14 protein-coding genes are annotated in these 14,271 nt (G+C 40.4%); 10 read left to right on the forward strand and 4 right to left on the reverse strand.

What is annotated here, in order from left to right; genetic code table 11:
- Positions 1 to 5 precede the first annotated feature (5 nt).
- Positions 6 to 365: a cupin domain-containing protein gene (locus DF947_RS18510; protein ID WP_109931695.1), complete on the forward strand. Its 360-nt coding sequence runs from the start codon at positions 6 to 8 to the stop codon at positions 363 to 365.
- 56 nt (positions 366 to 421) lie between these two features.
- A complete protein-coding gene (locus tag DF947_RS18515) occupies positions 422 to 1,627 on the forward strand; it encodes an MFS transporter (protein ID WP_109931697.1) in 1,206 nt (401 codons plus the stop codon).
- A gap of 303 nt (positions 1,628 to 1,930) precedes the next feature.
- On the opposite strand, the gene DF947_RS18520 is transcribed toward DF947_RS18515, so the two are convergent.
- Complete coding sequence (locus DF947_RS18520) at positions 1,931 to 2,857, reverse strand: LysR family transcriptional regulator (RefSeq protein WP_109931699.1); 927 nt, start codon at positions 2,855 to 2,857, stop codon at positions 1,931 to 1,933.
- A 96-nt stretch (positions 2,858 to 2,953) separates the two neighbouring features.
- Positions 2,954 to 3,790, reverse strand: a complete 837-nt coding sequence (locus DF947_RS18525) for an alpha/beta hydrolase (RefSeq protein WP_109931701.1) — start codon at positions 3,788 to 3,790, stop codon at positions 2,954 to 2,956.
- A gap of 460 nt (positions 3,791 to 4,250) precedes the next feature.
- On the opposite strand from DF947_RS18525, the gene DF947_RS18530 reads away from it, so the two are divergent.
- The 3 genes from DF947_RS18530 to DF947_RS18540 all read left to right on the forward strand — a co-directional run bounded on the left by DF947_RS18530 (position 4,251) and on the right by DF947_RS18540 (position 7,808).
- On the forward strand, positions 4,251 to 5,123 hold the full coding sequence (locus tag DF947_RS18530) for an alpha/beta fold hydrolase (RefSeq protein ID WP_109931703.1): 873 nt from the start codon (positions 4,251 to 4,253) through the stop codon (positions 5,121 to 5,123).
- Between the two features lie 150 nt (positions 5,124 to 5,273).
- Positions 5,274 to 5,963 (forward strand): hydrolase, encoded by a 690-nt coding sequence (locus DF947_RS18535; protein WP_109931705.1) that lies wholly within the window; start codon positions 5,274 to 5,276, stop codon positions 5,961 to 5,963.
- Between the two features lie 57 nt (positions 5,964 to 6,020).
- Complete coding sequence (locus tag DF947_RS18540) at positions 6,021 to 7,808, forward strand: amidohydrolase (protein WP_109931707.1); 1,788 nt, start codon at positions 6,021 to 6,023, stop codon at positions 7,806 to 7,808.
- Positions 7,809 to 7,926: 118 nt separating this feature from the next.
- Here DF947_RS18540 and DF947_RS18545 read toward each other — a convergent pair whose 3' ends face one another.
- Both DF947_RS18545 and DF947_RS18550 read right to left on the reverse strand, forming a co-directional pair.
- Positions 7,927 to 9,240 carry an alginate export family protein gene (locus DF947_RS18545; RefSeq protein ID WP_205940818.1) on the reverse strand — a complete coding sequence of 438 codons (1,314 nt, stop codon included), beginning with the start codon at positions 9,238 to 9,240 and terminating at the stop codon, positions 7,927 to 7,929.
- A gap of 142 nt (positions 9,241 to 9,382) precedes the next feature.
- Positions 9,383 to 9,982 (reverse strand): FMN-dependent NADH-azoreductase, encoded by a 600-nt coding sequence (locus tag DF947_RS18550; RefSeq protein WP_109931709.1) that lies wholly within the window; start codon positions 9,980 to 9,982, stop codon positions 9,383 to 9,385.
- Between the two features lie 462 nt (positions 9,983 to 10,444).
- Here DF947_RS18550 and DF947_RS18555 point away from each other — a divergent pair, with 462 nt between their 5' ends.
- From DF947_RS18555 to DF947_RS18575, 5 genes are all read left to right on the forward strand, one after another.
- Positions 10,445 to 11,479: a proline iminopeptidase-family hydrolase gene (locus tag DF947_RS18555; RefSeq protein ID WP_109931711.1), complete on the forward strand. Its 1,035-nt coding sequence runs from the start codon at positions 10,445 to 10,447 to the stop codon at positions 11,477 to 11,479.
- 125 nt (positions 11,480 to 11,604) lie between these two features.
- A complete protein-coding gene (locus tag DF947_RS22315; RefSeq protein ID WP_158526296.1) occupies positions 11,605 to 11,850 on the forward strand; it encodes a hypothetical protein in 246 nt (81 codons plus the stop codon).
- A gap of 67 nt (positions 11,851 to 11,917) precedes the next feature.
- Positions 11,918 to 12,709, forward strand: a complete 792-nt coding sequence (locus DF947_RS18565) for an MBL fold metallo-hydrolase (protein WP_205940819.1) — start codon at positions 11,918 to 11,920, stop codon at positions 12,707 to 12,709.
- A 25-nt stretch (positions 12,710 to 12,734) separates the two neighbouring features.
- Entirely contained in the window at positions 12,735 to 13,145 is a 411-nt protein-coding gene (locus DF947_RS18570) for a nuclear transport factor 2 family protein (protein ID WP_109931715.1), read from the forward strand.
- 99 nt (positions 13,146 to 13,244) lie between these two features.
- Entirely contained in the window at positions 13,245 to 14,240 is a 996-nt protein-coding gene (locus DF947_RS18575; protein WP_205940820.1) for an alpha/beta fold hydrolase, read from the forward strand.
- Positions 14,241 to 14,271: the final 31 nt, after the last annotated feature.

Below are 14,271 nucleotides of genomic sequence, written 5' to 3' on the forward strand. Positions count from 1 at the left end.
ATAAAATGACAAAGACAATCAAAGTCACACGCGTTTATACAGATGCGGAGGGCGAGAGCAACTTTCAGGAAGTTGAATATCCGCTTATGGATGCAGGGCCCATCGGTTTTCTTTCCGATCGGTTTCAAGTCAAGGAAATGATATTTAGAACGGTTAGAGCCGATTATAATGATGCTCATCAAGCCCCAGAAAGGCAATTTGTCGTGCTGCTCGATCTTGGTGTGGAAATCGAAACCTCACTGGGTGAGAAAAGGCAGTTTCAGCCGGGCGAGATCCTACTTATGGAGGATACCACCGGTAAAGGCCACCGAAGCCAAAACCTGGAGTACAAAACCAGGAACTCGCTATTTATAATCCTCAAATAATAACAACCGGAAATCCGGCATTCCATTAACTATAGTCTACAATAAATTTCCAACGGATGATTCAGCAGATAAAGCGCAGCCACAAAGGACTTTTATCCTTAACTTATGAATATACTACTTTATTTGCATGCATGCTTGTGATGTTCCAGGCTTACTTAATTGCACCTCTTTCGCCAAGCTTAGCAAGAGACTTTGCCTCACCATTGCCTGCGCTTGGCATTCCTGTGTTTGCGATAGCATTTTCTATCGCTGCCACAGCTACGGCCTATCTAAAAATTCATGTGCCAGTTCGTGGGTATTTGTTGCTTTCACTCGGTTCTATGGCACTAGGATGTTATCTGTTAAGTATTAGCGAGACTGCATTTTTTTTCCTCATAACAAGAGCGCTGGTTGGCTTTGGGACAGGTGCATTATTGCCAATTACGATTCTCCACAATGTTTGCCATACCAAAAAGCCAAAATCTTTAGAGCGTATCGCACCGGTTGTTTTTGCACTGGCCACGGGCATGACGTTTTCCCCCAGTATCGGAGGCTGGCTAAACGGTGTATTTGGCTGGCGAATGCTTTATCTATGTTTAAGCATAATATGTACTTTATTTTTGATTTTATGCCTGCTGAAGAAGGTAGAAAAATTTATTCCCTCAGGGATACTCATCGAAAATTCTGGAGATGTTAAGTCCCTAGAGCGCAATGCCGGCTTTATATATAGCTTTTCTTTTTTGACAGGTCTGTTTCATTCTGGGGTTTTTGTTTGGATCAGCCATTATTTCACTGTTCAATATCGCCTGAATGAATCTGAGATTGCAACCGAACTGTTTATTTTTGGTTTTCCGGGTTTTGCATTATCTTTTCTATTCCACCATTTGCAGATGGATAAGAAAATGATAACCTTTTTATACGCCACTATGGGGCTAACCATTTTAGGGCTTTTACTATTATGGGGAAATTTGTCGCTAGGCCTGGCCGAATGCCTGCTGGCTGTTATTTCAATTGGGTTCGGTTGTAGTCAACCATTATTTATGGGCCTTGTTAAGCTTCCTCAGGAAAGGCAAACGCTTTTGTCTCCCGCCGCTCATGGGACAGGATTTCTTTTTGGGGGCTACGGCATTGGCCCATTGGTAATGTTTGCATTGCTAAGCATCAACTTATCCACCGGGTTATTATTTTTGATTTCAACTGTAGCAGCACTAGCCTACATCTCAATCCGAGTTTGGAAGAAAAATGGTATTCCAGCAAATTCGGTTTTTATTAGTGGAAAATAACTAAAGGTTTATGGGGTATCCATATGTTATACATTCCTGATTTGGAAAGAAGCCCCATATCGCTAAGATTTTAATCCGATCACATACTGAGCCCTCCGAAACACGAATTGTTTTATAAAATACAAGGTCATTTCAATTAAATCCTTAGGCAACTGTTTAATCAAGAATTTTTATTCAACAGTTTCAAGCCGAATGTAAATGGTTATAACCGTCTTGCTTAACGAGGTTAAAATCCTGAGATGCCCTTTTCCAGCTGTGAAAATCAGCCATGGATCTATCCATCATGGAATGTATCAGCATCCACTAATCCACCAATGATAACTTCTCCATACCAACAGGCCAATTTTTGTTTAAAATATCTTCAAGGTATTTAATCTCGTCCGGATACGCAGTATTTTTGCGCTTGGCAAAATAAAGTGTGTTTTCTACTGGCGGACTTCCCTCCCATGCCAGCTTTATACCTTTTTCTGCGAGTTCTTTACCACACAGGAAATCGGGTACAACGGCAAAACCTTTGTTATTGGACATACACCTTAAAATTGACGCAAAAGAGGGCACCACATATTTTGGTCTGAAACTCGGTAATGCGTCGAAACTTGCTGACCAGAAGTTTTTAAGATATTCCATATCATACGCAGTGGTATACCAGATCTGATTGTTCAGCCAATCTCTAAGTGCAGGCCGGTTATCTTGAGAGAGGAGTTCTGCAAACTCGCTGGTATCCGTCTGGTTGCCACAGATTAGTATAATCTTTTCCGTGTTGAATGGCTTATAATCCAGGTTATGCTGCGTACCCTTTAGCGTGGTAAGAATCAGATCTAAAGTACCGTTATTCAAATCCTGAAGCATCTGCGGACAATCACCAAATCTGGTAACGAGATTGAAAGGCAAATCTGTGATATTGGACTCCAGTACGTGCTGAAAGATTTCCATCGACATAGCAACACTGACAGTTGGTTTTTCAGCCTTTGACTTTCTACGGAAGATATGTTCCGCTTCTTCAAGCTTATTCATGTGGTCGATTATAAAGTTATACAGCATTGTCCCTCTTTCTGTAGCTACCATTTTCCGGGTATCCCGGTCAAAAAGCCGATGGCCGGCAAAAGACTCAAGCGAGCTTAAGTGCAGGCTAACACCTGGTTGGGAAATAAACAGGTCTTTTGCTGCAGCCGAAAGTGTTCCGGCTTCATAAATGACTTTAAAGGTTCTGAACCATTCTAGATTAATCATTGTTTGTTGGTTTAAGGTTTTTTATTAATCGTTCGTTACAACTTGCTGCAGTACCATACCAAAAGAGTGTATCTATTGGATGTTCTGCTGCTCAACTTATATCGCGTTGTTTAGCCAGTGTATAATGTCCCGTGTAACAAGTCCATTGTACTTGTCATTGAGCAGGTCATGATAATGCCCTACATACATTTTCAATAGCTTATTTGAAGAGGATGCGTGTTTTTCAAAGTATTCACTTCCGGATGGCGAAGTTGCGCCATCAGCAGTACCATGAAGGATCAGTAGCGGGAGCTTAATCAAACTCATTTCTTCTTTAAGATATTCGGATGCGAGCAAAAGTTGCTGCATAGTCTTTGCAGGTTGCTTTTCATGGCTCAACAATGGATCATTGTTCATTTTAAGCACATGGGCAGCATCTCTGGAAAAATCTTCATTCTTTAATTTGACCAAACGGACATGAGGAATAAAACGGGCAAGAAATTTTATGGCCGCTAGAGCAAGTGCCGGCGCCGGAATTTTAAATGCAAAGCTTTCTGAGATCAAGCCCTGAAGCTTGTGCTGATTTTCCACAGCGTAAGCAGCAGAAAAAACGCCTCCAGCGCTATGCCCAAGCAAAAAAACGGGAATGCTTGGATGCCTGGATACAACAATATCAATCAGGGTATCGATGTCTGACAACACTCCATGAAAATCAGGTATATAATACCTTTCGCCTTCTGAGCGACCCCTACCGATCAGGTCCATAGCATAAACCTCAAACCCCTCTCCGTTAAGCTGAGATGCAAAATCTTCGTAATACGCACTATGAGAATTGAGCCCGTGAATAATTACGATTATCCCTTTGAGCTGGCTGGGGCTATTCCAGTTTCGATAAAAAATGTGCTGGCCATTCTGGTTTGCAAATGTTGCAGTTTGTTCATTCTGTGACTTCATAACTAAGCACCAGTCAATTATGTGCCATAAATAATAAAAAAGGGAAAGCACACAGAATTTATTTTAACACATTGATTATAAGCTAAATAAAATAATTATGAAAATGCATTTTGGTTTAAAAATTAAAAAAAACTCCAATTTTTTCGGAGTTTCATTAATGTAAACTCTGAAAATATCGGAGTTGGATATTAAAGAAAGCTTGAACAGGACATCACCAATTTGGAAGCTGATGCAGAAAAAATTCCGGTGTTGTGTTTTGGCAGCTCGGCCCAACCACGAACTTTTTAGTGATCACCTTATGTTTGAATCTTGATGCGATGTATTTATGATTTTAATAATACCTAGTATAAATAGCCTTATATACAAATTTTAGCATTGGCCGGTACTTTTGATATGCCACGATGACAGATCAGTTATGGTAGCGTACACTCACTATTAAGATAAATTTAATTGGAAAATTATGAAAAATCAAACCACGTATCACTTCATTGACATTAACGGTGTCAATATTTTCTACCGAGAGGCCGGACTAAAAACAGCTCCAACATTAGTGCTGTTACACGGTTACCCAACCTCCTCGCACATGTTCCGCAACCTCATGGACAGCTTATCGGACAAATATCATCTAATCGCCCCAGACTATCCTGGTTATGGCAGAAGTGAACAGCCTCCGATTGCAAACTTCGAATACACATTTGATAACTTTGCAGAGATTATAACCACCTTGCTTCAAAAGCTAGAGATATCAAAGTACAGCCTTTACCTGATGGATTATGGTGCCCCAGTGGGCTGGAGAATTGCTTCTGCAAGTCCAGAAAAAATTGACACATTAATTATTCAAAACGGTTGCGCCTATGAAGAGGGCCTGGAAACTTTCTGGGATCCATTTAAGGCATACTGGAAAGACAGAAATGATAAAGCAGCTGAAAGCACGCTCGAAACCTTTCATCAGCCAGATGGATTAAAATGGCAATATACTCACGGGGTGCCTGATACTTCAGTGGTAAGTCCGGATAATTGGGAGATTGATCTGCGTCACCTTGAAAGACCGGAAAATAATCAGATCCAACTGAACTTATTTTATGACTACGGAACCAATCCGCCTAACTACCCTAAATGGCAACAATACTTTAGAGACCATAACCCCGAAATGCTCATCGTTTACGGAAAAAACGACTACATTTTTCCTGTAAGTGGCGCTGAAGCATACAAGAAGGATGTAAAAAACCTTGAATACCATTTGTATGATGCAGGCCATTTTGCCCTTGAAAGTAAGGGGGATGAAATGGCAGCAGCAATTGAAGATTTTTTAGACCGTAAGGTTAAAAGATAATAAAGCTTCAAGGAAATTAAGCCAAAGAACTTTATACCCTCGCTTCCATAACATCATCCCAAATTAATATATGCGGTTCTAAACAAAAACGAAAACCCAGCATGTACACATTTGCTATCATCCCTTAACTATTCACAAAATCAAATCAATATGAAAAAATTAATTCTGTTATCTGTTAGTCTTATAACTTCACTTTACGGATTTGCACAAAAGCCGAGTCCGCAATTATTAAACCCTACTAACCATACACTGGTTTTAATAGACTATCAAAGTCAGATGGCATTCGCCGTCAAGAATCAATCCATTGAAGTGCTTCGAAACAATGCGGCCCTAACCGCAGGCGCCTCCAAAATTTTCAATATTCCAACTGTGGTCACAACTGTGGCGGCAAAATCATTCAGCGGTCCTATGTTTCCTGAAATCAGTTCATTTTATCCGATTGCCTCTACAACTGTTATTGATAGAACAACCATGAATTGCTGGGAAGATCTAAATGCGCATAAGGCAATTACGGGCAAGGGCAAAAAAATATTGGTTTTGGGTGGTCTCTGGACGAGTGTTTGCATAGTTGGGCCGGCCTTATCAGCTATTAATGAAGGTTACACCGTTTATGTAATTACAGATGCCAGTGGTGATGTTTCTACCGAAGCACATGATCAGGCCGTTACAAGAATGGTTAAAGCGGGTGTGCAACCCATAACATCGCTTCAGTATCTTTTAGAACTACAACGTGACTGGGCGAGATCAGAAACTTACAATGCCACTACCGATCTCATCAAACAGTATGGAGGAGCATATGGAATTGGTATCCAATATGCCAAGGAAATGATCAAACATTAAATAATTATAAGTTATATAGGGACAATGCATGCGTTGTCCCTTTGATCAAAGCAGTTCATGAAACGAATTAAAACAACCCTATTTTTGATCATTGTATGTTCTGGAAGTATATTTTCCCAGCAAAAGGTAGACAAAGTCATCCTAAACGGTAAAATTATTACGCTGAATGATCAACAACCAACTGTTGAAGCACTTGCTATTGCTGGTAATAGAATTATTGAACTTGGAAGTAACCAAAGAATAAAAAAATACATCGGCAAAAATGTTCAGGTGATAGATGCCAGGGGAAAAACAGTGATACCAGGAATCTATGATTCGCACCTTCATGTGATTCGCGGTGGACGATTTTACAATGCGGAACTAAGATGGGACGGATTAACCACATTGGCAGAGGCATTATCAATGCTTAAAGAACAGGCATTGCGTACACCCAAAGGACAATGGGTAAGAGTTGTAGGCGGATGGAGTGAGTTCCAGTTCAAAGAAAAACGCCTTCCTACCCTAGATGAAATCAACACCGCTACAGGAGCTACTCCAACCTTCATCCTGCATCTGTATGGGCAGGCATTTTTAAATAAGGCGGGTATTCAGGCTTTGAGTATTACCGGTGAAACGCCGAATCCAATTGGGGGGCTAATACAAAAGAATCCAAATGGGGAGCCTACCGGACTTTTGATTGCCGAGCCCAGTGCTTTTATATTGTATTCTACACTATCAAAGCTTCCAGAACTCAACATGGAAGAAAAAATCAATTCCACAAAACGGTTCATATCCGATTTAAATTCTTTGGGGGTAACAAGTGTAATGGATGCGGGAGGGGGATTCCAGAACTTTCCAGACGACTATCAGATTACCGATATGTTATCGAAGAAGGGAGAATTAAATATAAGATTACCATACTATTTATTTGCTCAAAAACCGGGAACAGAATTGGAAGACTACCTGAAATGGATTGGTATGGTTGATATTTCGGACCACCAAACGGATGATTCATTTGAAGGCAAGAAAACTGAATACCATGTCCAGGGTGCAGGAGAAAACTTAGTAGCGTCGGGCGGGGATTTTGAAAATTTCCTCAAACCGCGACCTGAACTCCCTCCGGCCATGGAGAATCAGCTAAAGGCAGTGATAACTGAACTGGTGAAAAACCGATGGCCATTTCGATTGCATGCAACTTATGATGAGAGCATCAGCAGGTTTTTGAATGTTATGGAACAGGTAAACCGTGAAACACCATTTAACGGACTGACCTGGTTTTTTGACCATGCGGAAACTGTGAGTGATGCAAATCTGGATCGTATAAAAGCTTTAGGTGGTGGTGTGGCGATTCAGGACAGAATGGCTTTCCAAGCAGAGGGATTTGTTTCAAGATATGGCAAAAAGGCTGCGCTCCATACCCCCCCAGTCCGCAGAATGCTAGACAAGGGTATACGTGTTGGGGGCGGTACAGATGGTACTAGGGTCTCAAGTTTCAACCCTTGGATTGGGATCTATCAATTTGTATCCGGAAAGTCATTAGGTGGATTGAAATTCGCATCCAGTGAAAATCAGGTCGATAGAATATCCGCACTGAAAATATATACCCTGGGTAGCGCTTCATTAATACATCAGGACAATGAACGCGGCATGCTAAAGAAAAATTTTCTGGCAGATCTGGCAATTCTTAACTCGGATTACCTTGGCATAAAGGAGGATGAAATAAAAGATATTCACTCAATCCTGACCATTCTGAACGGTAAGGTTGTATATGGTGCACAGGAATATCAAAAACTTGCTCCGAAAATCCCAAGTGCAATACCCAGCTGGAGCCCAATTAACTTCTATGGTGGCTACCAAAGCCATTAAGAAACCGATATAAAATTGTAACGCTGCATTGAAGGCAAACTTTTAATTAAGTATTTGCCTTTTTTGCATTTAGCCAATTCCTAGCGTTCATGAAATCAGCGTATTTGCAAAAATTGCCCTAGAACTTGAATGAGAGTTGCGTATTAAAGAATTTGGAATTAGCACTATTGGGGATGACATCCCGTAGAAAACGACCTACTCTATAAAATTGATAGCCGAAACTTATAGACAGGTATTTGTTTATCTGGTAATCTGCACTCCATAAATAGGTTGTGCCGATGTAACGTGCCGGTGAACTGGAGCCTCCGATATTAAAACTTCCACTTGGATGAAAGATTCCGTCCTGAAGTGAATACCGCCAGTTATAGACCAGATCAACTTGAAATAAAAGTTTCTCACTTGGATGGAGTGTTAGGAATGGATGTACATCTATAAGGTTTGATGGCCCAATTAACGGATTAAATCCGAAGTAGCCCCCTTTCGGATACAAAGGGTTAAAACTATTTAATTTTTTATCCAGAATATTTTTGTCGCCCGAAATGTAATCATTCCGCAGGCTTAATGTGGGTTTAAATTTGAGTTGCTTAAATACATAGCCCAGTTCAATTGCCATAGTCCATGCACTGATTTCATTTTGACCAAACTTTCCGAACTGGTAGGCTGTCTCGAGATTATATCTAAAACGGTTACTTTCTTTCCAGTAACGAATCGCAAGGGTATGCCGAAGTTCCCGACCCATCCCAGATTCAAATTGAGACTGCTCCCGCATCGCACCCAGATAGTAGATGTTAAAGTTACCGGTTTCTGCCAACCTCACGTCCGAATAAACGCCCCAAAGGTTTCCTTGTATTTTTGTTTTGTTATCAAACAGGCCGGGATGGGTTTTATCTGCAGCTAATACAAAAGCGTCAATTTTTAACCGAGATTTAATATAAGACAATTTCAATCCGGTAAAGTACTGTCGACTATTATTGCCATCTTTAACGGAGACCAGCCGTCCGGAACCATAATCAAGTTCCTGACGCCCAATCCTTAGCAAGAGTTTTAGCGCCGGGGCCGACGAAAAATCGTAATCCAAGAAAAGGTTCTGAACATTGAGCTTATCCTCATCCGTAGTGGAAACTGCATTGCGACTACCGTTTTCAAGGCTGCTGTTTAACTGAACAAACAACCGATACTTTTTTCCATAATTTACTCCGGCATGTAAGGAATAACGATTAAGAAAGGAGTGATTGAATCCTTCGTTGGCAATCCAGTTCTCATCCACTTTCACTGCCCACTCAGAGCGTATTTCACCGCCGAATGAAAAGCTAAGAGCAGGATTAGATGAAAGCTGTGAATACTTCAGTCGGTTATAGAAACTTCGGGTTGAATCCGACAGATGATGATAATCCTCTTCAAACCTAAGCAACATAAAATGCTGAGCCTGCATTTTTTTCGGAATGAACACCATAAGCGCAACGATAGCTGATAATCGGAATAAACATTTAACGCCGTTCATTGTGCCAATGGTTAAGTGATTATTTCGCCAAAACCTAATGCGAAATGCCTTCTTTAAGTTTTTGCTTCGCTCCTTAAATCTGGATTCTTCCTATAGCTTTTTCTAAAGCGTTATCCCGAGTTTCTGACAAAGCAAATCCCTCTGCCCTGCACACGGTCACGTTATCCATTCCAATAAAAGCCAACATAAATTTTAAGTAAGGGGTTAAAAAATCATTTTCAACATTCGCTCCTGAACTGTATATTCCGCCGGTTGTTATGGCAAGATAAACCTGCTTTCCGCTAAGCAGTCCTACAGGACCCTGTTGCGTGTATTTAAAGGTAATGCCTGCACGGGTTACGTGATCAAACCAGGCCTTAAGCGTTGAAGAAATCCCGAAATTATACATCGGTGCGCCAATAACTACAAAATCTGCGTTCATTAACTCTTCAATGGCTAAATTGGAATGTTTTATGGCTTCCCTGTGCGCTTCAGTATGCTGCTCTACAGGTGTTAAAAAAGCATTTAGATGAACTTCCTCTAAGTGAGGAAATGGCGATTTGGTTAGATCTTTGGTGTGCAGCACTGCTGATGGATAGTTTAATTGAAGCCTTTCGATAATAGCTTCTGAAAGTTTAATACTATTTGACGCATCCCCTCTTGGGCTGGAAATGATATGCAGGATATTGGGCATAATTGATAATTTTTGTTAAACATTTATTTAATTAATCTACGACCGATATCCACTATCCTAACTTTAGCCATGGGCTGATATGATCTTGTTTTCTTGATCGTCTGGAGTAAAATTACGACGGCACAGCATAGCATTTATCACATTTAACTGATATGATATATTAGTTTATTGATGGCAGAAAATAAGGCACCTCAACAAAACCCGGATATAAATTATGATCCAGTTTCCAACAACTCAGGCCTAAAGAAAATGGAACATCCGGATGAATTTTAAAATACTCGAAGTGGGACAAAAAATGAACAAATATACTCCATTATCACAATCCTGATAAGTTATATGATTTGCATTATATAAAACATGATGGGTCCCGGACTAATTTTGTTTTGCAATTTTACCCTCTGAATGATCATATATAAGACATGAAAATAAGGAGCTGGTAGAATATCCTTAATACCATATAAAATGAAAACACAGCATCAATCCCTTCTTACAGTACTGTTATTTGTCGCATTAATTTCAATGATATTTGCCTGCGGATCTCCCCAATCTAGAAAGGAATCGCAAACAGGCACCCTAAGCGAAATAAAAACAGGGGGCAGCAAACTTATCTCAGTTGACGGAAAATATAAGGTGTGGACAAAGAAGGTCGGAACAGGCAAAATCAAAGTATTGCTTCTACACGGTGGGCCAGGATTTTCACACGACTATTTTGAATGTTTTGAAGACTTTCTACCAAAAGAAAATATTGAATTTTATTATTATGATCAATTAGGCAGTGGCCTTTCTGATGCTCCTACAGATACAACACTTTGGAACACCCCACGGTTTGTTGAAGAAGTGGAGCAGGTTAGAAAAGGTCTGGGTCTAGAAAACTTTTACATTTTGGGTCATTCCTGGGGGAGTTTATTGGCGATGGAATATCTATACAAATACCAGAAACATGTAAAGGGTGCTGTCCTTTCAAATATGACAGGAAGCATAGCAGACTTTGTTGACTATAGTGCTGTGCTAAAGTCTAGGCTGTTTACAAAAAACGAAAAACAATTGTTTGATTCGTTGGATAATGCTAAAGCTTATTCCTCTCCCCGCTATGCGTCTTTATTAAATGAAAAACTTTATACTAAAGTAATTTGCCGAATGCCTCTTGAACAGTGGCCGGAACCCATAATTAGAACATTTAAAAAGCCCAACCAAACCATATACTTGCAAATGCAGGGCATAGATGAGTTTCATGTAACTGGCAACTTGGTAAACTGGAGTTTTTGGAATAAAATGCCCCAAATCAAGGTGCCAACACTGGTACTTGGCGGTGTGTATGACGAGATGAACCCGGAAAGCATGAAAAAGGAAGCACAATTGATTCCAAACAGCAGGTTCTACCTATGTCCGATGGGTAGTCATATGTCTATGTACGATGATCAAAGCAATTACTTCAATGCGCTTATTGGTTTTTTAAAAGATGTAGACACGCAACATTTTGCAGCGGATAAAAAATAGTAGCGGTAACGGTTTAGATCTTATGAAAATAAATTGAGATATGCGCAGATAATTTCCTCAACCTGTATTCTTTGTAAAGCAGTATAATTTTTAGCCAATATTAAATTTTAGCCATGAATATTAAAATGAAAAAACTAGCCTGTCTTGCCGGAGTGGTACTCGCATACTTCACGATATTCTTTTCTGGCCAAATTAATTTTGCCCATTGCACCGAGAGGGCCTTCGTTTGGCTACAAATTTCGGTTGAAGACAGAAGCAGATTGGCCGGAACCGAATTTCGTATGAAAAATACAAATCAGTCAATCAAATCAGATTTTGAACTGCTTTATAAAATCCCGGAATGTACAATCCTTAATCTGAGTAAAAAGTAATCCATAACAACCACCTGTCCATTACGGAAGATGGTCAGAAAAAATATTCGTTGATTAAAATACATGCATGATGAACTTGAAGAACAAACAACCTTTTTCAGCGACTTACATTGGAGGTCCTACCGTGATTTTTGAAATAGGAGGCTTGCGATTAATGACAGACCCGACATTGGACGAGGCTGGTAGTTTTTTCAAACTTAATGAGAATATGACTGAAACCAAGCTTAAAGGACCAGCGAAGATTCCCGAAGGATTAGTAGATATAGTCTTACTCAGCCATGATCATCATTTTGATAATCTCGATAATGCAGGTAGATCCTTTTTAACTCGGGCAGGCGTAGTTCTAACAACAAAGTCGGGTGCAAAACGACTTGGAGCCAATAGCATTGGCTTAGCGCCCGGAGAATGTCGGGAATTCCAAATTCCTGCTGGTGGAAGTCTGTTTATTACAGCCACAGCTGCTAGGCATGGGCCAGCAGGTATAGAACCAATAACCGGCGAAGTTATTGGTTTTCACTTAAGCATCGAAAATGAAGTCAGGCAGAGTCTGTACATAACAGGTGATACAGTTTACTACAACGAGATCGAAAAACTGGCTGAACAGATAAATCCCTCATATGTTTTTATTTTTGCAGGCGCAGCACGCCCCCGCGGTCCTTTCAATCTGACAATGAGCACCAACGATGCACTGGACACAGCTGCCGCATTCAAAAACGCCATAATTGTGCCCGTCCATGCTGAAGGCTGGTCACATTATACCGAGAACAATGATAACCTGTGGGAGGCTTTCAATATTCTGGGTATCGGATACCGGCTAATTTTGCTCGAACCCGGAATACCAACCAAACTATTCAATTAAAAGCATTTTAAATAAGTTAATAAAGATGGAAACAAGACCACCTATACCCCCATTTAATCTAGAAACAGCATTACAAAAAGTTCAGCTTGCAGAAGACGCCTGGAACACTCAGGATCCTTTGAGAATATCTTTAGCCTATTCAATTAATAGTGAATGGCGTAATAGAGATACTTTCATCAACGGGAGAGAGGAAATCGTAAAATTTTTAACAAAGAAATGGTCAAAGGAATTAAACTACCGTCTTAAAAAAGAGCTATGGGCATTCAATGAAAACCGAATTGCGGTCAGATTTGAGTACGAATATCAAAACGTTCAATCACAATGGTTTAGGGCTTATGGCAATGAGAACTGGGAGTTCGATACAAACGGACTGATGACCAAAAGATATGCGAGTATAAACGACCTTCCCATTCATGAATCTGAAAGACGCTTATAGTGAGCCTGTACATCAACTGAGATTACATAAGAAAATACCCTTAAAGTAAAATTTAATTTCGGCATTTGTAACAAATAAAAACAATTTCAAAGAGAAAAAATGAAAAAATTCAGCATGCTGATGACTACGGTTTTGATCGCGGCATCCAGCCTAACGATAACCCGTGCGCAAACGGTGAAGAGTTCCAAAACGCCAGTGCGTTCGCTTGCATCGCAAAAGCATTCACAAAGTTCAAATATTATGGAATATCGAAAAATAAAGGTGGAAGATACCGAAATATTTTATAGAGAGGCGGGTGAAAAGGCAAAACCAGTAATCCTACTCCTACACGGATTTCCGTCATCCTCCCACATGTACAGAAATCTAATCGCAAAACTGGCGCCAGACTACCACATAATTGCGCCCGATTATCCTGGTTTCGGGATGAGCAGCAGTCCATCTCCTGAAACGTTTAATTACACATTCGACCATCTTTCGGAGATTGTTGAAAAATTTATCGATAACCTTAAGTTAACATCCATTACCTTTTACCTGCAGGATTATGGTGGTCCGATTGGATTTCGGATTGCGACCCGCAGGCCCGAATTGGTTAAGGCATTAATCATCCAGAACGCCAATATGTATATGGAAGGAATTGGGCCTGATGTTCAGAAAATCGGTGCTTTAAGTGCGGCAAAGGATACTGAAGGCCTTAAAGCAGCGGCGAATTACATGATGTCTTTGGAAGGAATAAAGGAACAGTACCTATATGGCGCATCCCAACCCGAGCGAATCAGTCCTGACAGTTATTATATGGATCATTTCTTTTTTGAGCAGCCGGGCATAAAAGACATCCAAAAGGTGCTTTTCAGAGACTATGAAAATAATTTCCCAAAGTATCCAGAATGGCAAAATTACCTTCGCAAGCATCAGCCTCCAACACTTTTGGTCTGGGGAAAGAATGATAAAATATTCCCGGGTGCCGGAGCGACTGCCTATAAGAAAGACTTACCAAAAGCAGAAGTTCACCTCTTTAACGGCGGACACTTTCTGTTGGAGGAAAGCGGTGAAGAAGTAGCCGCTTTGATACAGAGCTTTCTGAAAAAATTAAAATAAAAGAATTAGGCCGGGCACATAAAAATGTCCG

This window comes from Pedobacter paludis, from assembly GCF_003173575.1.
GTDB lineage: Bacteria > Bacteroidota > Bacteroidia > Sphingobacteriales > Sphingobacteriaceae > Pedobacter > Pedobacter paludis.